The following is a 24683-nucleotide window of genomic DNA, read 5'->3' on the forward strand; positions in this document are numbered from 1 at the left end:
ACATTGAAGGGTTATTTAGTAATTATTTCGTAAATACCCCCAAATGTACCCCTAATAGTATCTGGATAAGGGGGTATCTTATTGGATGTCTTTGGACATAGTATAAACAAAAAACCCAGCAATTGCTGGGCTTATGGAACGATATTAGACATCGTTGGACATGTAATTGGTGGAGCCTAGCGGGATCGAACCGCTGACCTCAACACTGCCAGTGTTGCGCTCTCCCAGCTGAGCTAAGGCCCCACACGAGGGTTATCAAGCGCTTGGGATACAACTGTTGCGACTTGATGGAGGCGTATTATAGGCATCTGAGGCTGGATTGCAAGTCTCTTTTTACCCGTTTGGGTAGAAAAAGACTGTTTTTAATCAATCACTTCCACTCATTTTTTGAGTGCACCTTAGAGGGCTTGGTATTCCTTATCCCAGCGCTTAGCTTCCTTCTTTGAAAGACCACCCAAAAGCTCGATTGCGTGGCGTATGCGCGCCCGGCTCATGTCTGGGCCAAGGATTTCCATGGCATCAAATACGGACACCGAATTTGTGGTGCCAGTAATGACCACAAACAAGGTCGCAAATAAGTCTTTGGGCTTAATGTTTAGGGTTTCTGCCATGCCTTTACAGATAGCGAAAATATCGTCCTTTTGCCAATGGCGTAAAGCTTCTAAGCGCCATAGGGTAAACTGCAGTGCTTTGCGCACATGTTCTGGCTCTAGGTTTTTATTGCCTAGGTCGTCCTGTGTGAGCTTGAGCATGCCACTAAGGAAAAACCCAGCAAGTGGCAAGACATCACTAAACTTGTCCACACGGGGCTTAATAAGGGGCACTATGGGAGCTAAGAAATCGTGATTAATGGCCCAGGTCTGCATGCGCTGCATAAACTCAGCATCACTTAGGTCTTCGCGTAGCCATAGGCCGTTAAGCCAAGAGAGTTTTTCTTGGTCAAAAATAGGCCCACCCAATGACACTCTGTTGACATCAAAATCTGCAATCATTTCATCTAGGCTAAACTTTTCCCGCTCATCGGGCATCGACCAACCCATACGGCCTAGGTAGTTCAACAAGGCTTCTGGCAAGTAACCCATGCGCTGGTAATACATAATGCTGGTTGGGTTTTTACGCTTGGATAATTTGCTTTTATCTGGGTTGCGTAATAACGGCAGGTGACACAATTGCGGCATATCCCAGCCAAAGTATTGATACAGTAACTGATGCTTGGGTGCTGAATTAATCCACTCTTCGCCGCGCAGCACATGGGTAATACCCATGAGATGATCATCCACCACATTAGCTAAATGATAAGTGGGCATGCCGTCTGCTTTGAGCAGCACTTGCATGTCGACTTGAGACCATTCGATTTCAATACTACCTCGCAACACGTCCTGAAACACACACATACCCTGGCGTGGCACCTTCATACGCACCACATAAGGCATGCCATCATCTAATCTCTGCTGCACTTGAGTGGGTGACAAGTCTAAACCACGGCCATCATAGCCAATGGGCAACTTGTTTTCCGTTTGGTGAAGACGCAACTCATTGAGTTCTTCGGTGGTGGCAAAACAATAAAACGCATGACCGTTCGTTACTAACTGTTGGGCATAATCAGCGTAAATCGTACCGCGTTCACTCTGACGATAAGGCCCATGGGGGCCACCAACATCCGGGCCTTCGCTCCACTCAATGCCTAACCAACGCAATGAATCTAGAATGGCTTGCTCAGATTCTGGGGTGCTGCGTTCTTGGTCTGTGTCTTCAATGCGCAGAATAAACTCGCCACCATGCTGGCGGGCAAAGGCTAAATTAAAGAGTGCAATGTAGGCGGTGCCTAAATGAGGATCACCCGTAGGAGAAGGTGCAATGCGAGTGCGAATAGCTGTCATGATTAGGGTCTAATATTAGGTAGAAAAATCCGCCTTATTATACCTGATTATGTTGCCCTTGTGGCAGGTCGCTATAGGGGTATAGTGTTAGAGGAGTGTTGTTAAAAAATACAGGGCTTGCAGTGGGATCAATGGTGGGCATGTGGTTCGGTTAATAACAACGTAACTACAGGCTTCCATGCAGGGCATGGAGGCCCGTTTATTACACTTAGCGTTTATGCACCTTTTTGTGGGCGCATGTCATTCTTGCTAATACCAGCTACTTTTACTGGGTTCTTCATAGCATCACGACGGAACGGGTCGCCTAGCTCTTGGTTGATCAATATTTCAATCAGCGTGGTCTTACCAGCAGCTTGATCTACAAGGGCTTGGCTAAGTGAAGAACTCACTTCATCCATAGTGCGCGCTTGAACCCCTTTCAGGCCGCAGGCTTCAGCAAGGGCAGCATAGTTTACGTTCTCATCTAACTCAGTGCCCACAAAGTTATCGTCAAACCATAAGGTCGAGTTACGCTTCTCTGCACCCCATTGGTAGTTACGGAACACAATCATGGTCACAGCTGGCCACTCATCACGGCCAATGGCAGTAAGCTCAGTGACTGCAATACCAAAGGCACCGTCACCAGAAAAACCAATAACAGGGGTATCTGGGCAGCCGATTTTGGCACCCACTACAGCAGGCAAGCCATAACCACAAGGGCCAAATAAGCCAGGAGCTAGATACTTACGCCCTTCTTCAAAGGTTGGGTAAGCGTTACCAATGGCACAGTTGTTACCGATGTCAGAAGAAATGATCGCATCTTTAGGCATCACTGAAGAAATCGCTCGCCATACCATGCGCGGGCTTAACCACTCTGGCTTAGCAGCGCGGGCACGTTCGTTCCAAGTTGTGCCTGGATCGTCTTCTTCGTTGGTCATGGATTCCAGTTCCCTGTCCCATGCCGCTTTAGTGTCTGCAATACGTGCCTTACGAGCGGCACGATCAGTGTCACCAGCGTTAGCCGATAACTGTCCCATGATACCGTTGGCTACTTTAGCCGCGTCACCCACAATACCCACAGTGACGGCTTTAGTTAAACCAATACGCTCAGGCTTTAGATCAACTTGAATAATTTTGGCATTTTTTGGCCAGTAATCAATGCCGTAACCCGGTAAGGTAGAGAATGGGTTTAAACGTGTGCCTAGCGCCAATACTACGTCCGCCTCTTGAATTAATTGCATGCCTGCTTTAGAGCCGTTATAGCCTAATGGGCCGGCGAACAATGGGTGTGAGCCAGGGAAAGCATCATTGTGCTGGTAACCACAGCATACGGGGGCGTCTAAACGCTCTGCCAATGCCATAGAAGCAGCGATACCACCAGCGGCTAATACCACGCCAGCACCATTTAAAATCACTGGAGACTTAGCCGCAGAAAGCAATTTTGCAGCTTCTGCTATGGCCATTTCACCACCAGAAGGCAATTCGAAATCAATTGTCGTGGGTAAATCAATATCCACAATTTGAGTGAACATATCCCGTGGAATATTGATTTGCGCTGGTGCTGAGAAACGATGAGCATTGGCAATGACGCGATCAAGTACTTCTGCAACACGAGATGGGTCACGCACTTCTTCTTGATAACAAACCATGTCTTTAAACAAAGCCATTTGCTCTACTTCTTGAAAACCACCTTGGCCAATGGTCTTGTTAGCCGCCTGGGGCGTAACTAGCAAAAGGGGGGTGTGGTTCCAGTAAGCTGCTTTAACAGGGGTAACAAAATTGGTAATGCCTGGACCGTTTTGAGCAATCATCATGCTCATTTTACCAGTGGCACGAGTGTAGCCATCTGCCATCATGCCGCCAGATCCTTCATGGGCACAATCCCAGAAGGTAATGCCAGCTTCTTCAAAAATATCAGAAATAGGCATAAAGGCTGAACCAATAATACCAAAAGCGTGCTCTATTCCATGCATTTGTAGGGTTTTTACAAACGCTTCTTCTGTGGTCATTTTCATAATCGGTTACACCTAATTAGAGTTTAATAAAGACAAAGATTTTAGAATTCTAAGATCATGAGCATAGGATACTAAAGTATTAGCCAATGATTTAGATCCACATTAGTGATTTCGATTAGCCCAGATAAGTCTTTGGGGCCAATTAAACACCATGGTTATTTAAAAAAACGCTTAGCTTGCCTACATAGCTATGTATATAGACAAGTTAAGCGCAAAAACTATTAAACCGGGCACAAGGTTAATGATGGTAACCAGTCTCTGCCAACCCAATGGCAACTAAAAGACAACTGAAGACAACTTAACGGAAGTTAAGTACCCATAACAACCCCTTGAGACATTGGTTACCAGTAGTTAGGCAGCCACAAAGCAATTTGTGGGAAGTATATAATTAATAGCAAGCCTATTAACTGGATGACCATAAACTGCATCATACCTAAGTATATATCCTTTAAATCCCATTCTGGCACTACCCCTTTTAAGAAGTAAGCCGACAAGGCCACAGGTGGGCTCAGCCAGGCGGTTTGGAGGTTTACCGCCACCAGTATGGCAAACCAAATCAACAAGTCTGCTTGATTCAAACCAAAGTCTAGGGTTTCTACCACGGGTAGCAAGATAGGTACGATAATCAATACGATGGGCACCCACTCCAGGGGCCAACCCAAGACAAAAATCAATGCCAAGATGAAAAACAGCATGGCCCAAGACGACATGTCAAAGGACAAGAGCAGTTCTGTTAGCATTTGTGGCGTGCCAAGGTTAGAGAACACCGCCCCAAAGAAGTTTGATGCAGCCACCAAAAACATGATGAGAACAGTAATTTCTAAGGTTTTAATTAAGGCATCATAAGCACCAACAATACTAAACTTTTTATAGCCTATAGAAAGAATCAACGAACCAAAAGCACCACATGCTGCTGCTTCTGCTGGTGTTGCAAGGCCTGCCACAATAGAACCTAGAGAGAAAGCAATGAGCACTGTGGGCGGCACTAGCCCCATAAAGAACTCATACCACAGGTCAGAAAAATAGAAGCCTTTGGGTCTAACTTCGCGAGCCCATTTAAACACCCAAAACATTAACGCAATCCATAATAATGGAATCACAAGTCCTGCTAGCGGGAAGAATGACAAGCTGCCTTTGGTTGCTAACACACACAAGAATACAAACATGCCCAAGCCAGACATGACCAAAATGACTTCTAGGCCATAATAAGGTGATGTTTCTGGCTGCTCATCTTCAGGCAAAATTGGCCCAAGATCCGGGTTAATCATGCAGCGGCCAATAGTATAAATCATATACAAACTGGCCAATAACACGCCAGGAAGCACTGCTGCACGAAATAAATCGGTCACAGGCACTTCCAACACAGGCCCCATAACTATCAACATAATGGAAGGAGGTATCAATATGCCTAAGGTTCCACCCGCCGTAATCGCACCAGCTGATAAGCGCACATCGTATTTAGAGCGGTTCATGGTTTTAGCCGCCATAATGCCCAAAATAGTCACCGAGGCGCCCACAATACCCGTCGCCGCTGCAAATATCATAGAAACAAATAACACAGCCACAAACAACGCGCCCCGAGTCCGAGACATCATCATTTGAACAGCGTTAAACAAGCGCTCCATGAGCCCTGCTTGTTCCATCATAATGCCCATAAAAATAAACAACGGCACAGCGACAAGCTGATCATTCATCATGGTGGAATTGACTTGTAGGGTCAGCAAGAAGAAAGCTAACTTACTACTGCCTGCTATTGAGGCAAACACAAAACCAAGAAAAATTAAGGTAAAGGAAATCGGAAAACCAATGAAAATAGAAAACAACATGGCAGCTAACATGAGCATACCAATCATCGGTTTTGAAATATTAACGTCACCCAGTAAAGTTGATAACCAATCCCCTAAAGGCAACACATTTGGATAAAATACGGATACAAAAACACACGCCAGACCGATTAGATAAAAAGGGAAGAAGGTTAGAAACTTTGCTTCTCTTGCTTTACCCATTTGATGAAAAGCACGAAATAACTCAGGGAATCCCTGCAGGAAAAGTAATCCAGCACCAATGGGCATAAAGATACGGGCAGGCCACAAATAAGGTGCCCAGGTCGAATCAGCACTCGCATCTTCCCAAATACCCCACTCTTCACCCCAGCCATTAAAGCCTAAAGAATCACCAGCAAAGCCCAGTGCGCTGTAAAAGAACAGCAGCATCGCAGGGAAATAGAACAAAAGGTATAAAGTAGCGTCAACGGTGGCTTGGGTTCTTTCACTCCAATTACGGTAGATGAAATCTGCTCGAATATGCACACCACGCATTAAGGCATAGCCTGCTGCAGCCATGAATATGACTCCCCCAAGCATACGACTGACGTCATAGACCCAAGTAGTGGGGCCCAAATTTACAGCACGGGCCAGGTCGTCCAAATCATATGAGACTAATAAAGCAAACATGCCACGAGAAAACACTTCGGTCACCATTACAGCAACCAAGGGAATAATGGCCAAGCAAATGATACGCCCCATCCATAAATTCAGCACGTCTATAAAAGCAGTAATGGGACGTTGCCAAGGCGTCATGTCCTCTGGTGTTTCTCCAGGTTTTTCGGCGCGCCGCTCAGCGATTAATTCATCGGTAATATCCAACTCGCCGATGTCTGTTGTTTGTGTCGCCATGGTGGCTTCCTCTTATTATTATCTATAATTATGGTTATGCATTATCTTCAGTAAAACTGATGAAAGGCACTGTAACTCGTAGTTACAAATTAAAAAAATCTATCATAGGTTGCTGTATCAAAAGTGCGAGAAAACTATGATAAATCTCTACCATCGTATCGGTTGACAAGCTTGATGATCACGCCACGAAAAATCGACCTAGCACTAAGTACTAGGTCGATATCAAGTCAATACAAACTATTACTTGATGCTATCAGCAAAAGCCTTACCTAAACTAGCGTTAGACGCTTGTGCACCAGCCCAAAAAGGTACCGCGATTGCAGCGAAATCTTTCTGTGACTGCCACACTTCTGCAAAGAACTCATTCTCATCAGAAGCTTTTTGAAGCAACGCATTGGCTGCATTCATGTACGCAGGGAAGTAATCTGCTGGCGTATCGTGCAATTGCACACCATGGTTCTCAGTCAAATCTTTCAAAGCTTTACCGTTCTCATAGATACGGTAAGAAATTGATTTTGACAAAGAGGCATTAGCGGCAACTTCAATGGCTTTCTTCTGCATATTAGATAGAGAGTTGTAAACGTCTCCATTTAAGTACATGTCAGCGTTTACTACAACTTGGTGAAGACCTTGTAGGTAGTAATGCTTTAATACTTTCTGGAAACCAAACACGCTATCAGGCTTTGGACAACACCATTCAGCAGCGTCGATTGTGCCTTTTTCTAGTGCAGGTAGAATATCACCACCGCCCATTGCAACAGAGGCTACGCCAATGTCTTTATAAGCTTGACCCACCATGCCTGGAGGAGCACGGAAACGGAGCTTACGGAAGTCATCCATAGAGTTGATGGGCTCTGGGAACCATCCCAAAGCTTCTGGGCCAACAGGCTGCAACATAAAGCCTTTAACGTTAACACCCATTTCACCCCATAGACGATCGTAAAGTTCTTTACCACCGCCATACTGGAACCAAGAAAGGAACGCAATGTTATCAAGGCCTACACCTGCACCTGCGATAGGAGCACCAAATAGGTTAGCCGCTGGATGCTTACCACCCCAATAATGGGTCCAAGCAAAACCACCATCTAGCAAACCAGCATCAATCGCATCAATGATGTCCGTGTTACCCACAACTGAACCGCCTGGCAATATTTCAATAGTGACAGAGCCATCTGTTAAATCATGTACATCCTTCGCAAATGACTTCAGCATGTGTACTTCATCAGACTTAATGCCAAGTACTGATTGAACACGAATGTTCACGTCTTTAGCATAAACTGCAGTGGTGCTCATAATGAAAACACCAGCAGCAGCAGCAAACTTCATTTTATTTAAAACGGACATAATTGTCCTCCATTTTTATTATCTGCCTTCTTAATTGCTGTTTGCTTTTGTTACATGGAAGGCGCCATGCAACGTCCCTAACAGGGATAACAGACTTTTCATTGCTAGCCGGTCAATAACCCACTAGACAACAAATTCATCACACCGTCATATAACATGACAATGGTTAGGTAAACTAAAAAGAATAAACCCATATAAGACACCCATGGGTAACGGAGCATAAACCTCATGATCATTGACGCAAAAAAGGCCATCATCACAATCGCCATGATCAAGCCGAATATCAACAACTGCGTATCTTCTCTAGCAATCGCAGCAACCGCCACCACGTTATCCAACGACATAGAAATATCAGCCACTGCAATGGTAAATAAGGCTCTTAGAAGCGTGTCTTTACCTTCCACAACCTCAGCTGGTTTGGGGTTTGCTGCATTGTTAGTAAACTCAACAATTTCATGATAAAAACGCCAGCACACCCATGCTAGTAACAAGCCACCAATAATTAAAATGCCAGGGATATCAATAATGTAGCTGGCGCCAGCGGCAAAAACAATGCGGAAAAAGGCGGCTAGGCCCATGCCCACAGCCAGTACCATGCGACGTTTCTCTGGCGCAATACCTGCAGCTACCATGCCGATAACCAAAGCGTTATCACCCGATAAAATGATGTCTGCAAACATAATTTGTATCAGACCTGACCAATCAAACATTAACGCTTTCCTCCAAAATCATAGCGGCCACTTTTTCACCAATCATAATCGCTGGAGCGTTGGTATTGCCTGAAGTAATAATGGGCATGATGGACGCATCTGCAACTCGCAAACCTTCAATGCCATGCACTTTAAGTTGAGCATCAACCACCGCCATATCATCCTGACCCATCTTACAAGTGCCTGTGGGGTGATAAATGGTTGTTGCCGTGCTTCTAGCCCAATTAAGAATACTATCGTCGTCGTCATCACCAACGCTTGATCCTGGGCTATATTCTTCTGTTACCAAGCCGTTTAATGGTGCTTGCTTGGAAATGTCGCGGGCTATTTTAATGCCCGCCACTATGGTCTGTTGATCTAACTTGGTCGCCAAATAATTGGGGTGGATGTCGGGATGGTCAGAAAACCGATCAGACACTAAGCTCAAATGCCCGGCACTTCCGGGCCGCATTTGTAAAACTGAGGCCGTAAATGCATCAAATTTATGTGGGCCTTCAGCCGGTGAATCAGCACTAAAGGGCTGAATGTGGAATTGGATATCAGGGCGCTCAGGGCTCAAATGTGTTTTCAGAAAACCAGTGCCTAAACTGGCAGCCATAGTCATGGGCCCAGTCCTTTTCAATAGGTATTCTAAGCCGATAAGACCTTGCTTAAACCAACTACTTATTTCGGTATTGATAGTGCTTGATGCGCACTTGAATATGGGTCTAGCTTGCAAATGATCCTGCAAGTTTTGCCCGACACCTGGAAGTTCTTTAACAATGGCAATTTTGTGAGGGTTTAATTCTTCACTGGAGCCAATACCAGACACCATAAGCAATTGTGGTGAGCCAATGGCGCCCGCACTTAAGATCACTTCTTTATTGGCATGTAGTTGCTGATTAGCTAATTGCACACCCGTGACGCGCTGACCCTCTAATATGAGTTTTTCAACACAGGCACGGGTAATAATAGTGAGGTTAGCACGGCCTCGAGCTGGATTAAGGTAAGCCACTGCACTGCTGCACCTGCGGCCTTTTTTTGCCGTGAGTTGGTACAAACCTACGCCCTCTTGGTCCACACCATTGTAATCCTCATTGGCTGGATAACCACAGTTTTGCGCAGCGTCTAACCAAGCGTCGATAACAGGCCGACTCACACGGGTTTCAGACACCGTTAATGGCCCACCCTCACCTCGTAAATCGCTGGTCTTGCCTTGCCAGTCCTCAGACCGCTTAAAGTAAGGCAGGACTTGATCCCATTGCCATCCTTCGTTACCTAGGTTGGCCCAATCATCAAAATCTTGTGCTTGACCTCGAACGTACAAAAGTCCATTGATAGAGCTACTGCCACCCAGCACTTTACCCCGAGGCCAAGGAATGGAGCGCCCATTAAGTCCTGCACATGCTTTGGTTTTATAACACCAATCCGTTGCGGGGTTACCCATGGTCTTAAAATAACCAACGGGAACATGAATCCACGGATTTAAATCACGATTTCCAGCTTCTAACAAAGCCACGGTATAGCGGCCATTTTCGGACAACCGGTTGGCAACGGCACAACCCGCTGATCCAGCACCAATTACAATGTAGTCATACCGCTTTTGCATCAACTACCTCAAAATTCTTATAATTATCAATAAATGAGACTAAAATGCTCATTTTATGTATACTATGCTCAGAAAAACATATTCACTGGCTTAATTCAAGCTTTTATTAAATAGATGGACATTTACTAACCTAATTCATTTACTTTATTTATTGCCTATATATAAAATTTTATTAGTGAGACTTCGCTAATTAATGTAACGTTAACTGCATTTGAAATTTGGCGATCAATTTAGTCGTAAAAAGGATTAACACCATGTCCGAATCAAACAGAGTAGCCACTAATATGCGCCTCTTTCATATCTTGGATGTGATGGCCACTCAACAAGCACCATTAACTCCATCAGAAATTAACCAACATCTAAATTGGCCCAAACAAACGGTGCATCGGCTCTGCAAATCTATGGTTGAAGAAGGCTTTTTACTCTACGACGTGAGTGGAAAAAGACTCTTGCCCAGTGCCAACTTGCGCACCATTGCCAACGGCCTTTTAGCCAGTGACTGGCATACCAGTGCCATGCATCAAATTTTAGAAAAACTCAGTAACAAAGTTAAAGAAACAGTTAACTTTGTTATCCCTGAGCATGAAGGCATGATCTACAGAGATCGTGTGCAAACCAACTGGGCATTTCAAATTCATTTACCCGTAGGCACCCACGTGCCTTTTTATTGCACCGCTAGTGGCAAAACCTACCTCGCCAGTTTATCTCCTAAAAACCGCCGCAGAATGATCGAAAGTCTGTATTTAGAACAACTTACGAAGACCACTGTGTGCAACGCAGAGACGCTTTTAAAAGAGTTAACCCAAGTACAAAAACAAGGCTTTGCCATAGATAATGAAGAATTCTATGACGGTATGATTGCCATTGCAGTGCCCGTCCTCGATCCGAAAGGCAGATATCACGGTGCTGCCGCCATGCATGGCCCCACTCTGCGCTTAGATAGAATGACCCTTGAAAACAACTACACCGATCTTAGGTCTGCCGCTGACCAGCTAAGTCAGCTTATTTTCTCCGTTTAAAGCTGAGTTAAAAGCTACTCCACCCTCTACAGCCTCTTTTCACAGGTTTTTCACCAGTTTTTCACAGGTGATTATCGGGTTGTAACACAATTTTAGCAGCCGCAGCCCGACCATGGTGTAAATCTGAGAACGCTTGAGCACCCTCACTTAAAGGCCTCACTTGCACCCATTTCAAATCACCTAAGCGTTTATTAGCTAGCATATCCAAGGCCGCCTGCATGTCAGCTGGGGTATAACAATAATTACCTAGCAGGGTAACTTCTTGTAAGGTTATGCGACGCATATCCAGACCTTCATCACTATTTTGCAGACCCACATGTGACAGGATACCTCCAGCCACCACCTGAGCACTGGCCATGGCCCGAGTGACTCCTGCTCCTACGCAATCAAATACAACGTCATAGCCTCTGACATCAGGCACTGCATCTGCGCTAGGATCAAATACCCTCGCTACAGCTTGCTGCTCCACTGTTTTTCTACGCAACGCATTGGTTTCTGCCAAGTCAATATGACTACAGCCCTTGGCAGACAATATTAACGCCGTTAACAAGCCGATAGCGCCACCACCAATGACTAAACAGCGCTGCTCTGACAGAGGCCTGTAACTAATCCTCTCCACCAGAGCTACCGCGTGCAAACCTGTGGCCGTGGGCTCTGTTAGGCAGGCCACCCAAGGCTCTACATTTGGCGGCGGTATGAGTAAATTAGCTTCATCAATCACTAAAAACTGCGCGTAAGCGCCGGCTAAACGCATGCCAATTATTTCTCGCTTACTGCACAAGTTAGCCCGTCCCGACATACATGGACTGCAATGACCACAGGTCATCAACGGATTAATGACCACCTGCTGATCCATAAGGTGGTCTGCACCAGAGACAAGCTTGCCCGCCACCTCATGGCCTAAAATCAGGGGTGGAACACGGCGCTCATCTAAGCCATGGTAAGCGTGCATGTCGGAGCCACAAATAGCCGTAGCCGCGACTTCAATCAGGGCCTGATTGGGCCCTGGAACTGGCTTATTTTCATCGCGGTATTCAACTTCTTGGGTGCCTGTATAAACGAGCGCTTTCATAGTCATAAATAGTCCCTGTTATGCTTCTGATTTTTAACAGTTTTTAATCTTTGGCAACTTTTAATCTTAATCACTTAATGGCTTAGGTCAAACGTTTCTGTAGGGAAGTATTTGCTCAACCGATCATCACCACTGCGTGCATGACCTTCCATGCCCTCAAGACGGGAGATACGGGCTGCTGCTGCACCTACTTCGCGATTAGCCTCTTTAGTCATGCGCTGGGTAGTGACGGTTTTAATAAACTTGCCTACAGACAAACCGCCTGTATATCGGGCTGCGCCCTTGGTTGGCAGAATATGGTTAGTACCAGAACACTTGTCACCGTAAGTTACTGTGGTTTCTTCACCCACAAACAATGAACCATAGTTGTTCAGATTTTCTACCCACCAGTCGAGGTCCTGGCAATGAATTTCTAGATGCTCTGCAGCATATTTGTCACTCACTTCGACCGCTTCTTCACGACTGCCACACACCACTACTTCGCCATAGTCGGCCCAAGCTGAGCGCGCTGCAGAACGAGAAGGTTCTGGCATAGATTCAATAAGGCCTGGCACCAATTCAATGGTTTTACGAGCCACGTCTTCATCTAGGCTAATCAACCATACGGGAGAATCTGGCCCATGTTCTGCCTGTCCCACAAGGTCACTTGCTACGATTCTTGGATCTGCTGTATGGTCGGCAATGACTGCTATTTCTGTCGGCCCGGCAAACATATCGATACCCACACGCCCAAATAACATGCGCTTTGCTTCAGCGACAAATCGATTACCTGGCCCTGCCAATACATCAGCAGGCTGGCCACTAAACAAACCAAACGCCATAGCCGCAATGCCCTGAACTCCGCCTAAAGCAAGAATAGTATCAGCACCACAATAATCAGCAGTGTACAAAATTGCATCGTTTATACCTGCATCAGGCTTAGGAGGTGAGCAAGCCACCACGTGCTTTACGCCTGCTGCTTTGGCAGTCGCAACTGACATAATGGCAGAAGCGACATGTGAGTAACGTCCACCTGGAATGTAACAGCCAGCCGTTTGTACTGGAATTTGGCGCTGTCCTGCCCACAGGCCAGGGGACAGTTCAACCTCAAAGTCAATTAGTGCTTGGCGTTGCTTTTGGGCAAACTTATTAACCCGCTCATGGGCAAAGCGTATGTCGTCCTTAACTTGCTGAGACAAACGTGAAGTGGCTTGAGCTATGTCGTCACTAGTGGCGATAATATTGCCGTGATATCCATCTAATTGAGCAGCGTATTCGATGCAACGCTGCTCTCCACCAGCCTCTATGGCTGATAACATTTGCGCTACAGTGGCCCGAGTATCATCTTCACCAGTTGCAGAAGACTTTGCCGCTTTTTTCAAGTAACTAACAGCCATAATTTGAATCCTTAATGTTTAATTTGTATGCGCTTACATTTATTAACTGCGCCTATACTAGACCATTAAAATGCGACAAACAAGCACCACCAACAATTTTTGTATGCGCATACATTTTTATACGTGTATGATAACGTATGATCTTAAAACAGCAGCCAATATCTTGAACCTAGCTAACAAACCAGCCACCCAAGGCGATGTTGCCAAAGCAGCGGGGGTTTCTACCGCTACTGTATCTCGCGTCATCAATCAGCCTAATTCAGTGCGCGAAGGAATTCGGTTACAAGTACAGATGGCCATTACAGAATTGGACTATGTAGCTGATGCCGGTGCACGCGCATTGGCAAGCAAACGTTCTCGCTGCATTGGCGCGGTCATTCCTACCCTAGCAAACGCTATTTTCGCCGACGGTATTGAGGCCTTTGAAAGCTGTTTAAATCAAGCCGGCTTTAGCTTAATGCTCACCACTTCTGGTTATGACTCTCAGCACGAACTCACTCAGGTCAAAACATTAATAGAACGGGGTGTTGACGCAGTAATGCTGGTAGGACTGAATCACGACCCTCTAATTTATAAACTACTGCAGCAACGAAATATCCCCTATGTGCTCACTTGGGCATACCAAAGGGATTGTCTGCACCCCTGTGTTGGCTTTAATAATTATGAGGCTGCGAAATTGCTCCCCTTGCACCTCACGTCTTTGGGGCACCAACGGTTTGCTATTATTAGTGGCATTTCAGAAGCCAACGACCGCGCGTTAGATCGTTTAAATGGCATGAAAGACGCGTTGTTAGCGCAAGGCATCAGATTATCTAAAGACACTATTATCGAGTGCACTTACAAGATTGAAGCGGGCCGTGAGGCCTGTCGGGCCTTGCTCAATTTAGCCTCACCACCCACTGCCATTTTGTGCAGCAATGATGTTCTGGCAGCTGGCGCATTATTAGAATGTCAGGCCGGTGGCATAAAGGTTCCAGATCAAGTCTCTATTGCAGGTTTTGATGATCTAGCGCTAAGCGCCAATCTAACCCCAAGCCTGACCACCATGCATATTCCTTTCAAACTTATGGGCCAACTTTCAGCCCAATACCTGATAGACCGATTAGCCGGCACATCACCTCAGGCACAGCAACAGCTGCAAGTAGAACTGCGCTTGAGGAATTCTACTGCAGCCCCAAACAATCAGCACTAAGCCTGCTATTTTGCTCACCTAGAGCCCAATTATTAGGCTATTTTAAACAAAAAAAAGCCTTATTAGGTAGACCCTAATAAGGCTTTTTTTAAAGCAAATGCAAACTTAGAACAAGCCTACAATTTGACCGTCTTCGTTGATATCGATGACTTCAGCAGCAGGCTTTTTAGGCAGACCTGGCATCGTCATTACATCGCCTGCAAGCACAACTATAAAGCCCGCACCAGCAGATAAGCGCACTTCACGCAGTGGAATGTTGAACCCTGTTGGACGACCTTTCAAAGCAGGATCAGTTGAAAAAGAGTACTGGGTCTTAGCCATACAAATAGGCAAGTTTCCATAGCCCGCCGTTTCTAAGGCTGTGAAACTGTCACGAAGCTTTTGATCTCCTTCGATGTCATCAGCACCATAGATCTTTTGGGCAACAGTTTTAACTTTGTCCCAAAGAGGCATATCATCTTCGTAAAGGTAGTGAAAGTCGTTTTCGTGATTTTCTACCAAATCAACGACGGCTTCTGCCAACTCAATGGCGCCTTTGCCACCATCGGCCCAGTGGTTAGCTTCAATGACCTGTACACCAAGGTAATCACACTTCGATTGAACCGTCTTCACTTCTGCATCTGTGTCAGTCACAAACTTATTCACTGCTACCACAACAGGCAGACCAAACTGATGGATATTTTCGATATGCTTCTTAAGGTTTTCAACTCCTTTCGCCACAGCTTCAAGGTTTTCATTGTTAACGTCCTTAAGAGGCACGCCACCGTGAAGTTTCAGAGCACGAATCGTTGCAACGATAACAACAGCACTTGGAGTAATGCCCGCTTTACGGCATTTGATGTCTAAAAACTTCTCCGCACCAAGATCAGCTCCAAAGCCTGCTTCTGTGACTGTGTAGTCGCTTAACTTCATAGACAAACGCGTTGCTACAACTGAGTTACAGCCATGGGCGATGTTAGCAAATGGACCACCGTGCACGAATGCTGGCGTGTGCTCAAGGGTTTGCACAAGGTTGGGGCTGAATGCGTCTTTTAACAAAACTGTCATAGCACCATGCACTTTCAAATCACGTGCGGTAACCGGTTTTTGGTCATAGGTATATCCAACAACGGCGTCACCTAGTTTTTCTTTAAGTTCAGCTAGAGTGTTAGCTAGGCAGAATATAGCCATTACTTCAGAAGCTACGGTGATGTCAAAACCCGTTTCACGAGGCACACCATGCGCTGGGCCACCACGACCGATAGTGACATTACGCAGGGCCCGATCGTTCATGTCCATGACGCGCTTCCACGCTATCCGGCGTGGGTCTAGGTTTAAATCATTACCTTGCTGCAGATGGTTATCAATGGCTGCAGACAAAAGGTTGTGGGCTAGGCCAATCGCGTGAAAGTCACCGGTAAAATGTAAGTTGATGTCTTCCATCGGCACCACTTGGGCGTAACCACCACCTGCAGCGCCACCTTTGACACCGAAACAAGGGCCCAGAGAAGGTTCACGCAAACACACAGAGGCTTGTTTACCGATTTGATTCAAGGCATCACCCAAACCGATGGTTGTTGTGGTCTTGCCTTCACCTGCTGGAGTAGGATTAATTGCGGTGACCAAGATTAACTTACCATCCTTCCGGTCTTTGACACTGTTGATGAACTCAGGGCTGATTTTAGCCTTAATTTTGCCATACATTTCTAAATCATCAACATGGATGTTTAGCTTATCAGCAACTTCTGCAATCGGACGCTTCTCGGCAGCGCGCGCAATGTCGATATCGGACAAATAAGTCTTTGACATGATTTTACCTTGGAATTTAAATTGAGCCAGTTGGACATCAATATGTGGTTATTTAGTCCGTTCTGCAAAATACATTGGGACATGGTGATGTTGGACGAAAATCATACGCTTATGTAAATTAACTACATACTTAAACGCGACCTTACGTTAACCTTCAAAACGCTAATCTTGAAGCGTTTAAGAAACACAGTTGACCGACCTTTCCGAAAGGAAAAAAAGGCTGCTGTTTGGCTCCATTCTGTTATCGTTTTTAACGCTTTTAACAAGTCATTTACAACCTGACCTCAGGCCCTAGAAACACTGGTAAGTTGTACAGCTATTAACCGGTTTTGACTAATATTTCTTCGCTATTGGTTAATATTCAATCGCTATTGACCAACAATTATTCGCATTTAATCAAGTTTAAGTAAAATCCCTAAGGCATAGTGAGAATCTATTTATGATCCCAATTAACGTCCAGGCAAGATCTTTTTATGGATAACGATATTTACCTCACCAAACACTTTAGAACATACCAATCAGGTGAAACAATTGATGCTCCTCTGGCCCTTTTTACAGACCACGTGCGTCAAGAGTGGATTGATTACAACGGACATATGAGTGAGTCTTTTTACCTTTATGCAATGGGGGAAGCCTCAGATGCCCTTTTTCGTTACGTGGGTATTAATGAAGCTTATCGAGCCTCAGGTTCGTCGTTTTATACGGTAGAGACGCATATCAACTATTATCAAGAAGCGGCGCAAGATGAGCCGTTAAGGTTTACCACCCAATTATTAGGACTGGACCATAAACGATTGCATTTTTTTCACCACATGTATCATGGGCAAACGGGAAACCTGTTGGCAACCACAGAGCAAATGCTCTTGCATGTGGATATGCATTCAGCAACCACTGCACCCATTCAGGCGCCTGTCTTGTCGGTGTTAGAAAAAATATGGCAAGTCCACAAAGAACTGCCAGCACCCAAACAACAAGGCCGTATAATGGCCGTACCCGCGAAGAATAAAGCATAATAAACCGTTCCTATATTCATCCTTTAGAGAAGATTAAATCATGGATTTTAGCCTGACCAACGAACAGAAAATGATTATCGACACCCTTAAAACTTTTGTCGAACAAGAGCTTTACCCTCATGAAATGGAGGTCGAAAAAACCAATCAAATTCGGCCCGAACTGGTGGCGCAGATAAAGCAAAAGGCTCTAGACCTGGGCCTTTATGCGGCCAATATGCCTGAAGAGCACGGTGGTGCAGGCCTAGATACTTTGACGCTTTGTTTGATGGAACGCGAGTTAGGCCGAGCTAATTTTGGCTTACAATACATTGTTGCACGCCCCAGTAATATTTTGTTGGCCTGTAAGGGTGACCAAATTGAAAACTACTTGCTGGCCAGCATCCGCGGTGACAAGGTCGATTGTTTGGCCATGACAGAGCCAAATGCAGGTTCTGATGTTCGTTCGATGCAATGTCGAGCTGAGCGGAATGGTGATACGTTTGTTATCAATGGCACCAAACACTTTATCAGCCACGCTGATGCGGCTGATTTTGTCATTTTATTTGCCGCCAGTGGCGTCGAGCAAACATCCCGTGGACCAAAGAAGAAAATCACCAGTTTTCTAATCGACAAAGGCACATCTGGTTTTACCGTTGAGTCAGGCTACAACAGTGTGTCTCATCGTGGTTACCATAATAGTATCTTAAACTTTGACAACTGCCGCGTGCACGAGTCTCAAGTTTTAGGGGAGGAACATCACGGTTTTGATGTGGCCAATGAATGGCTAGGAGCCACTCGCCTGTCAGTTGCTGCCATGTGTTTAGGCCGCGCTGAACGCGCCTTAGAAATTGCCACCCAGTGGGCTGCCACACGCAAACAATTTGGCCAAAGCGTGGGTAAGTTTCAAGGTGTGTCTTTTAAGTTGGCCGACATGGCCACAGAACTTAAAGCAGCTGAGTTACTTACCATGTATGCGGCTTGGAAAGACTGCAGTGGGGAGATGACCGATGCAGATGCCGCTATGGCAAAACTAAAAGCCACTGAAATGCTAGCCATGGTGTCTGATGAAGCCATACAAATATTAGGCGGCATGGGATTAATGGACGAATTACCACTTGAGCGGATCTGGCGTGACCACCGCGTAGAACGGATCTGGGATGGCACTAGTGAAATTCAACGTCATATCATCTCACGCGCCATGTTGCGGCCTTTAGAAGAATAACTTGGCGTTAACATCAGTATGATTAATAAACAGCGATTACGGCGTTTACTGGCGCCAAAATCCATTGCCGTATTCGGCAGTCGCGGCGCTGATTTTGCAATTCGAGAAAGCTTAGCCATGGGGTTTGAGGGACCAATTTGGTCTGTTCATCCGCAACGAGAACAATTAATGGGCATTAAATGCCTTCAATCAGTGACGGATTTACCCCAAGCGCCCGATGCCGCCTATGTGGCGGTCAATGCCGAAAGTGCCATCACCACTGTAGCCCAACTCAATGAAATGGGTGCCGGTGGTGCCCTACTTTATGCCTCTGGGTTCAGTGAACTGAGCGATAAGTTAAAAACAGTGGGCCTAGATCGGCAACAGCGTTTGATCGCCGCTGCAGGTGACATGCCTATTATTGGCCCCAACTGTTATGGTGTCATCAACGCCTTGGATAGGGCTGTATTATGGCCTGATCAACACGGTTGCCAACCCGTCGACAAAGGGGTGGGCATTATTACCCAAAGTGGCAACATTGGTCTCAACATGACCATGCAAAAAGTGGGTTTACCCATCGCCTATATGTTTACGATGGGCAACCAAGCTCAAGTGGACATTGCCAACGTAATAGATGCCATGTTGGATGATCCTCGAGTCAGTGCCATTGGATTGCACATTGAGGGCATCCCTGATTTGGTAGCCTTTGACGCTGCTGCACGTCGTGCTTTGTCTCTCAAAATACCCATCGTTGCGATTAAAACAGGTCGCACGCCAGCCGCAGCTAAAATAGCGCTGTCCCATACCAGTTCCCTAACCGGTGCTGACAGTCTTTTTGACGCATTGTTTACTCGTTTAGGTATCGCTCGCGTTGACACTGTGCCCGAGTTTTTAGAGACTTTAAAACTGTTAAGTCTATTGGGCCCGTTGGCGCACAAAAATATTGCTTCCATGAGTTGCTCAGGTGGAGAGGCAGGCATGATGGCAGACCTGATTGAGGGTCGTGAGATTGTGTTTGGAGCTATTACACCGGCCCAAAAAAGGTCACATTAGCGACCTTCTCTAACGGTGAACAGGTGGATAACCCCCTCGATTACCAAACTTATATTTGGCATAAGCGAGACCAAATGGCGGCCACATTTAGAGCCCACATGGCAGCCAATTTCAGTGCCACTGTGTTAATTCTTGACTGGCCCAACAATCATGGGGCTAATCCAGACGAGTGGGATACCGCGCTGCAAGCTTTAGCAGATGCATCTCAAGCAGACCGGCATAAGGCTATTGTGTTGGCTACTATGGCTGAATGCATGCCACCCCACGCTATTGAGGCCTGTATAGCCCATGGCATGGCTCCCATGATCGGTATGGACGCATGTCTTACGGCTCTAAACCACGCCTATACTATTGGCCAAGCCTTCAATGCACCTGCACCAGCGGCCCTCAGTATTCGCCATATTAGCCCTGCTTTGACAACTGAGATGCCACCATTGACTGAGGCGCAAAGTAAATATTCACTCAGCCAACACGGTTTATCGATCCCAGAAGGTGAAACAACAAAAAGCCTCGCACAAGTGGTTAAAGTAGCCACTCAGCTTGGCTATCCTGTCACCTTAAAAGCTGTAGACGCTGGGCTAGCTCATAAAACTGAGCTAGGTGGCGTTAAACTAAACCTTAAAAATCAGACTCAAGTTAAACACGCTGCTCAAAGCTTATTTGCAATGAGCCAAACTTTACTAGTTGAGAAGATGGTGCAGGATACTGTGCTGGAACTCATTATTGGTATTAATACAGACCCTTTGTTCGGTCAATATTTGGTCTTAGGGGCTGGTGGTATTTGGGTAGAGGTATTGAAAGATGCCCAAAGTGTGCTGTTACCCGCCAGCAAAAACGACATCATGCAGGCCTTAGACCAACTTAAATGTGCCCCCTTACTCAAGGGTTACCGAGGTCAAGCTCCCGCTGATATGGAGGCTATAGTCGACGCTGTGATCGCAGTGTTAGACTACAGCGACAAGCACCCCGTATACGAACTGGACATCAACCCTTTACTTGCCCTCAAAAAGGGTGCGATCGCTGTTGATGCCCTCATCCAATTAGGCCAATCTTCCTTATGACCGATTCAGTTATTTGCGAGCGCCATGGCGCCGTTTTACTCATTACCTTAAACCGCCCCAAAGCTAATGCTATTGACGCTCTTACATCCCATGCCATGGGTGAAGCCTTTGTTAATTTTGCTAATGACCCCAGTTTAAGTGTTGCGGTCGTCACTGGCAGTGGCGAACGTTTTTTTAGTGCAGGTTGGGACTTAAAAGCCGCTGCAGAGGGCGAGGCCGTTGATGCAGATTTTGGCTGTGGCGGTTTTGCTGGCCTTACAGAATTGTGGAACTTAGATAAACCAGTCATTGCTGCCGTTAATGGTTATGCTGCTGGGGGTGGCTTTGAACTGGCACTGGCTGCTGATTTGATCATCGCCGCTAACCATGCGCAGTTCTTTTTACCAGAGGCTACCTTGGGCATCATCCCCGATAGTGGTGGCGTGCTTCGCTTACCCCAACGCCTACCGCAAGCGGTGGCCATGGACATGCTCATGTCTGGGCGCCGCATGGCGGTGGAAGAGGCCATGCATTTTGGCCTCATTAATCGTCATTGTGAAGGGGAACAACTGTTGGAACAAGCCCTGGCTTGGGCCCAAGAAATCGCCCTATCTGCACCTTTGTCTTTAGCATCGATTAAAACCATCACCCGTGCCACCCATGGCATGCCTTTAGAACAGGCATACAAACATATGCGCGAAGCGGTTCCCGTATATCAAGCCATGTTGCATTCTGAAGATGCCAGTGAAGGCCCTCAGGCCTTTGCCGAAAAACGCACGCCCCAATGGCAGGGTCGATAAACTTGCATGGGTTTTGGGGTTTTGGGGTTTTGGGGTTTTGGGGTTTTGGGGTTTTGGGGTTTTGGGGTTTTGGGGTTTTGGGGTTTTGGGGCTGCTAAGCTAGCTATGCCCGGCGTAATTGTTGTTGCCTATCTCGACTCGGTGCCACACTAAAAAACTGTCGGTAGGCTCGAGAAAAATGTGCAGCAGACCCAAAACCGCTGGCCATAGCTATGTCCACCACTAACCGGTCAGTTTGTTGCAGCAAAGCTCTGGCTCTTTGTAAGCGCTTAGCTCGGTAATAGCGTCCGGGTGATTGTTGTAAATGGCGATTAAATAATCGCTCTAACTCACGTTCAGATACGTTCACCATTGCTGCCAGTTGAGGAATACTTAAAGGTTCTTCTAAGTGTTCCTCCATCACGCTGATGACCATCAATAACTTACGGTTATTGGTACCTAGTCGCAGGGCATTGCTCATTCGCTGAGGTGCTTTACCCTCTCGCATATGGCTATAGATCAATTCTTCTGATACCGCCAAAGATAAATCGTGGCCACGCTGACACTGAATTAAATACAACATCATATCTAGCCCGGCTAGTCCACCTGAGCAAGTGAAACGCCGGCCATCAATTTCATAAAGCTCGTCTACCACTTCTACTCGCCGAAACACTTCTTTGAAGGCCATGAGGCTTTCCCAATGAATAGTGGCACGATGCTCATTGAGTAAGCCACTTTGAGCTAACAAATAGCTGCCTGTATCTTGACTGCCTAACCAAACACCTCGCCGACTGTGCTGTTGCAGCCATGTTTGTAAGCTTTTAGATTGGGCTTTTTCTGGGCTAAATCCAGCACAAATAATGAGCATATCTGGCCTCGTTTCTTCACCCATTGGGCAGTCTGCAATTAAACTCATGCCATTACTTGCGGTCACAGCCTCACCCATGGCGCTTACCACCTGCCATGAGTACAACGTTTCTCCAGATATCGTGTTGGCCTGTCGCATAGGGTCCACCAAGGCCGAAAATCCAATCATGGAAAACTCTGGCACCAGATAAAAAGTGACGCGGATAGTCTTGGTAATGGCTTTGGCACTGAACATAGTGAAGACGTCGTTAATATGCAATAATAATGCGATATTAATCATTCTTGCAGGCCCTTGCAACGCCTAATCTATCTATTGTTATGCACCTCATCTAATGCGGATTAAATATGCCTAGTGCCCTACAAACGCTTCAAACACCGGTCCTGAAAGATTGGATTGATTACAATGATCATCTCAATGATGCGTATTATTTGGTCATCTTCACCAAAGCCACAGATACCTTGCAAAATCACTTGGGCTTATCTTTGGAGCACATTAAAAATACGGGAGAAACTCTATTCACAGTAGAAAGCCATTTGGCCTATGTGCAACAAGTTGGGGTGGGAGAAATGGTGACTGTCACCTCTAAAATACTTGAGACAGACACTAAGCGCATGCGAATTTTTCACAGCATGTTCAATGATCAAGACGAATTATTAGCCACCGTAGAAATGTTGCTGATTTGCTACAATTTGGAATCTCAAAAGGTCACTGACTTTAGCCCGATGATGCAACAAAGTCTGTCTCTTTTTGCGACTGAACACGGGCCATTAACTTGGCCAAAAAATGCTGGCAAAGGCATTGCCTTAAAAAGAGCTTAACCTTAGTAGACTGCTTGAGACAAGACGATCAACTAACGGCGGCGGGAACGGCGTTTAATGACAGCGCCTTCTGCTGCTCCACCTGCCACACTTAGATCTCCCGCAAACTGGGCTTTACCGCCTTTAGAAACCTCTCCAAGTACCGATTCTATTTGTTCCACCGTGGGGGACTCGCCTTTAATATGGTTATCTAGAGCATTGCGCATAGCCCGCACATGTTCTGGTGAGGTACCACAACAACCACCAATAATGTCCGCTCCAGCATCCATCGCCATAGTGGCATAACTGGCCATAATTTCTGGTGTGCCATTGTAATGGATTGCACCGTTGACATATTCTGGGATACCACAATTAGCCTTGGCCACTAAAATAGCCTTGTCTCCACCTGGTGCACTGCGCATATTACAAATGGCCATCACTAATTCAGAGGCCCCAACACCGCAATTAGAGCCACAGGCATACGCAGTGTGATTTTCATGACCACAAGATTGCACCATATCAGCGGGTGTGACCCCCATCATGGAACGGCCATTGGTATCAAAACTGTAAGTACAAATAACGGGTAATCCGGTTTGATTCGCACCTTCAATTGCGGCCTCAGACTCTTGCGTTGAAGACATCGTTTCTATCCATAAGACGTCTGCCCCACCTTCTTTTAAGGCAAAGGCCTGCTCTGAAAATGCAGCGACTGCATCGCTATGGCTTAGGCTACCCATAGGCTCTGGTATTTCACCTGTGGGGCCGATGGAGCCAGCTATAATGATGGGACGGCTAGCTTTAGCAGCCACTTCACGGCCTATTTTAACTCCTGCTAGATTTAACTCACGTACCCGATCTGCGGCATGGTGTAATTGCAGTCGATAATGGGTGCCACCAAAGGTATTGGTTAAAATAATATCTGAACCTGCATCCACAAAACTTTGATAATTTGCAGCAATGCGGTCTGGGTGATCTACATTCCATAGTTCAGGCGCATCGCCTGTTTCTAGCCCCATGGCAAATAGATTTGTGCCCGTAGCACCATCTGCAAGTAAAACCCCCCGCTCTGCTAACAAATCTTGAAGTAGATTAGAATTCATATTTAATTTTCAAAATGTCTGACGTTATGCCTATGCTACCTACCTAGAGGCTGGTTAGATAGAATCTATGACCGTGAAAGACCCTATTCAAGTTGAGTTTTTTTCAAACCATTATGAATACTATTCATGTTAATAGATTCTGCCACGGGTCTACTCATGCCAGCGTCAAACTCAAAAATAATGACGCTTAAACATAACAAGCAGTCGCCACTTAG

The 24683-nt window shown here is 46.1% G+C and carries 19 protein-coding genes and 1 tRNA gene; 8 read left to right on the forward strand and 12 right to left on the reverse strand.

The annotated features are described in order from the left end of the window. Positions 1-167 precede the first annotated feature (167 nt). The 7 genes from ABXT59_RS09045 to ABXT59_RS09075 form a co-directional block, all read right to left on the reverse strand. Positions 168-243 (reverse strand) — tRNA-Ala (locus ABXT59_RS09045). A 155-nt stretch (positions 244-398) separates the two neighbouring features. After that, complete coding sequence (gene gltX, locus ABXT59_RS09050; RefSeq protein WP_443635730.1) at positions 399-1880, reverse strand: glutamate--tRNA ligase; 1482 nt, start codon at positions 1878-1880, stop codon at positions 399-401. A gap of 215 nt (positions 1881-2095) precedes the next feature. After that, positions 2096-3874 carry a sulfoacetaldehyde acetyltransferase gene (gene xsc, locus ABXT59_RS09055; protein WP_443635732.1) on the reverse strand — a complete coding sequence of 593 codons (1779 nt, stop codon included), beginning with the start codon at positions 3872-3874 and terminating at the stop codon, positions 2096-2098. A gap of 341 nt (positions 3875-4215) precedes the next feature. Beyond that, positions 4216-6549 carry a TRAP transporter large permease subunit gene (locus tag ABXT59_RS09060; RefSeq protein ID WP_443635733.1) on the reverse strand — a complete coding sequence of 778 codons (2334 nt, stop codon included), beginning with the start codon at positions 6547-6549 and terminating at the stop codon, positions 4216-4218. A gap of 240 nt (positions 6550-6789) precedes the next feature. After that, complete coding sequence (locus ABXT59_RS09065) at positions 6790-7893, reverse strand: TRAP transporter substrate-binding protein (protein WP_443635735.1); 1104 nt, start codon at positions 7891-7893, stop codon at positions 6790-6792. A 104-nt stretch (positions 7894-7997) separates the two neighbouring features. Then, on the reverse strand, positions 7998-8603 hold the full coding sequence (locus tag ABXT59_RS09070; protein ID WP_443635737.1) for a YjbE family putative metal transport protein: 606 nt from the start codon (positions 8601-8603) through the stop codon (positions 7998-8000). Beyond that, on the reverse strand, positions 8596-10191 hold the full coding sequence (locus tag ABXT59_RS09075; RefSeq protein ID WP_443635739.1) for a GMC family oxidoreductase: 1596 nt from the start codon (positions 10189-10191) through the stop codon (positions 8596-8598). Before ABXT59_RS09075 ends, ABXT59_RS09070 begins: the two co-directional genes overlap by 8 nt. Positions 10192-10445: 254 nt before the next feature. On the opposite strand from ABXT59_RS09075, the gene ABXT59_RS09080 reads away from it, so the two are divergent. Next, positions 10446-11210, forward strand: coding sequence for an IclR family transcriptional regulator (locus ABXT59_RS09080; RefSeq protein ID WP_443635741.1), 765 nt, complete (start codon positions 10446-10448; stop codon positions 11208-11210). Positions 11211-11271: 61 nt separating this feature from the next. Here the strand turns inward: ABXT59_RS09080 and ABXT59_RS09085 are convergent, their stop codons facing one another. Then, positions 11272-12288 (reverse strand): alcohol dehydrogenase catalytic domain-containing protein, encoded by a 1017-nt coding sequence (locus ABXT59_RS09085; RefSeq protein ID WP_443635742.1) that lies wholly within the window; start codon positions 12286-12288, stop codon positions 11272-11274. Positions 12289-12356: 68 nt separating this feature from the next. Then, complete coding sequence (gene hisD, locus ABXT59_RS09090) at positions 12357-13658, reverse strand: histidinol dehydrogenase (RefSeq protein WP_443635743.1); 1302 nt, start codon at positions 13656-13658, stop codon at positions 12357-12359. A 163-nt stretch (positions 13659-13821) separates the two neighbouring features. Between hisD and ABXT59_RS09095 the strand changes: the two genes are divergently transcribed. Continuing rightward, the gene (locus ABXT59_RS09095) at positions 13822-14850 is read left to right on the forward strand and encodes a LacI family DNA-binding transcriptional regulator (protein ID WP_443635745.1); all 1029 of its coding nucleotides are present in this window, start codon (positions 13822-13824) and stop codon (positions 14848-14850) included. A gap of 105 nt (positions 14851-14955) precedes the next feature. Here ABXT59_RS09095 and ABXT59_RS09100 read toward each other — a convergent pair whose 3' ends face one another. Continuing rightward, positions 14956-16638 (reverse strand): formate--tetrahydrofolate ligase, encoded by a 1683-nt coding sequence (locus ABXT59_RS09100; RefSeq protein WP_443635746.1) that lies wholly within the window; start codon positions 16636-16638, stop codon positions 14956-14958. A 473-nt stretch (positions 16639-17111) separates the two neighbouring features. On the opposite strand from ABXT59_RS09100, the gene ABXT59_RS09105 reads away from it, so the two are divergent. Genes ABXT59_RS09105 through ABXT59_RS09125 form a run of 5 tightly spaced genes read left to right on the forward strand, consistent with a single transcriptional unit; the run spans position 17112 to position 21724 of the window. Further along, a complete protein-coding gene (locus ABXT59_RS09105) occupies positions 17112-17651 on the forward strand; it encodes a thioesterase family protein (RefSeq protein WP_443635747.1) in 540 nt (179 codons plus the stop codon). Between the two features lie 40 nt (positions 17652-17691). After that, a complete protein-coding gene (locus ABXT59_RS09110; protein ID WP_443635749.1) occupies positions 17692-18852 on the forward strand; it encodes an acyl-CoA dehydrogenase family protein in 1161 nt (386 codons plus the stop codon). Positions 18853-18870: 18 nt separating this feature from the next. Further along, positions 18871-19884: a CoA-binding protein gene (locus ABXT59_RS09115; RefSeq protein WP_443635751.1), complete on the forward strand. Its 1014-nt coding sequence runs from the start codon at positions 18871-18873 to the stop codon at positions 19882-19884. Positions 19885-19907: 23 nt separating this feature from the next. Further along, on the forward strand, positions 19908-20945 hold the full coding sequence (locus ABXT59_RS09120; RefSeq protein WP_443635753.1) for an acetate--CoA ligase family protein: 1038 nt from the start codon (positions 19908-19910) through the stop codon (positions 20943-20945). Next, complete coding sequence (locus ABXT59_RS09125; protein ID WP_443635755.1) at positions 20942-21724, forward strand: enoyl-CoA hydratase-related protein; 783 nt, start codon at positions 20942-20944, stop codon at positions 21722-21724. Before ABXT59_RS09120 ends, ABXT59_RS09125 begins: the two co-directional genes overlap by 4 nt. A gap of 103 nt (positions 21725-21827) precedes the next feature. Here ABXT59_RS09125 and ABXT59_RS09130 read toward each other — a convergent pair whose 3' ends face one another. Then, positions 21828-22850 (reverse strand): GlxA family transcriptional regulator, encoded by a 1023-nt coding sequence (locus tag ABXT59_RS09130; RefSeq protein ID WP_443635757.1) that lies wholly within the window; start codon positions 22848-22850, stop codon positions 21828-21830. A gap of 65 nt (positions 22851-22915) precedes the next feature. Here ABXT59_RS09130 and ABXT59_RS09135 point away from each other — a divergent pair, with 65 nt between their 5' ends. After that, complete coding sequence (locus ABXT59_RS09135; protein WP_443635758.1) at positions 22916-23389, forward strand: thioesterase family protein; 474 nt, start codon at positions 22916-22918, stop codon at positions 23387-23389. 32 nt (positions 23390-23421) lie between these two features. On the opposite strand, the gene bmt is transcribed toward ABXT59_RS09135, so the two are convergent. Beyond that, a complete protein-coding gene (gene bmt / locus ABXT59_RS09140; RefSeq protein WP_443635760.1) occupies positions 23422-24468 on the reverse strand; it encodes a betaine--homocysteine S-methyltransferase in 1047 nt (348 codons plus the stop codon). Positions 24469-24683: the final 215 nt, after the last annotated feature.

This window comes from Candidatus Njordibacter sp. Uisw_058 (assembly GCF_047730065.1).
Classification (GTDB): domain Bacteria; phylum Pseudomonadota; class Gammaproteobacteria; order Pseudomonadales; family Balneatricaceae; genus Njordibacter.

Coding starts and splice junctions, on each gene's coding strand:
- gltX (WP_443635730.1), bottom strand. CDS start 1,880: ATGACAGCTATTCGCACTCGCATTGCACCTTCTCCTACGGGTGATCCT.
- xsc (WP_443635732.1), bottom strand. CDS start 3,874: ATGAAAATGACCACAGAAGAAGCGTTTGTAAAAACCCTACAAATGCAT.
- ABXT59_RS09060 (WP_443635733.1), bottom strand. CDS start 6,549: ATGGCGACACAAACAACAGACATCGGCGAGTTGGATATTACCGATGAA.
- ABXT59_RS09065 (WP_443635735.1), bottom strand. CDS start 7,893: ATGTCCGTTTTAAATAAAATGAAGTTTGCTGCTGCTGCTGGTGTTTTC.
- ABXT59_RS09070 (WP_443635737.1), bottom strand. CDS start 8,603: ATGTTTGATTGGTCAGGTCTGATACAAATTATGTTTGCAGACATCATT.
- ABXT59_RS09075 (WP_443635739.1), bottom strand. CDS start 10,191: ATGCAAAAGCGGTATGACTACATTGTAATTGGTGCTGGATCAGCGGGT.
- ABXT59_RS09080 (WP_443635741.1), top strand. CDS start 10,446: ATGTCCGAATCAAACAGAGTAGCCACTAATATGCGCCTCTTTCATATC.
- ABXT59_RS09085 (WP_443635742.1), bottom strand. CDS start 12,288: ATGACTATGAAAGCGCTCGTTTATACAGGCACCCAAGAAGTTGAATAC.
- hisD (WP_443635743.1), bottom strand. CDS start 13,658: ATGGCTGTTAGTTACTTGAAAAAAGCGGCAAAGTCTTCTGCAACTGGT.
- ABXT59_RS09100 (WP_443635746.1), bottom strand. CDS start 16,638: ATGTCAAAGACTTATTTGTCCGATATCGACATTGCGCGCGCTGCCGAG.
- ABXT59_RS09105 (WP_443635747.1), top strand. CDS start 17,112: ATGGATAACGATATTTACCTCACCAAACACTTTAGAACATACCAATCA.
- ABXT59_RS09110 (WP_443635749.1), top strand. CDS start 17,692: ATGGATTTTAGCCTGACCAACGAACAGAAAATGATTATCGACACCCTT.
- ABXT59_RS09115 (WP_443635751.1), top strand. CDS start 18,871: ATGATTAATAAACAGCGATTACGGCGTTTACTGGCGCCAAAATCCATT.
- ABXT59_RS09125 (WP_443635755.1), top strand. CDS start 20,942: ATGACCGATTCAGTTATTTGCGAGCGCCATGGCGCCGTTTTACTCATT.
- ABXT59_RS09130 (WP_443635757.1), bottom strand. CDS start 22,850: ATGATTAATATCGCATTATTATTGCATATTAACGACGTCTTCACTATG.
- ABXT59_RS09135 (WP_443635758.1), top strand. CDS start 22,916: ATGCCTAGTGCCCTACAAACGCTTCAAACACCGGTCCTGAAAGATTGG.
- bmt (WP_443635760.1), bottom strand. CDS start 24,468: ATGAATTCTAATCTACTTCAAGATTTGTTAGCAGAGCGGGGGGTTTTA.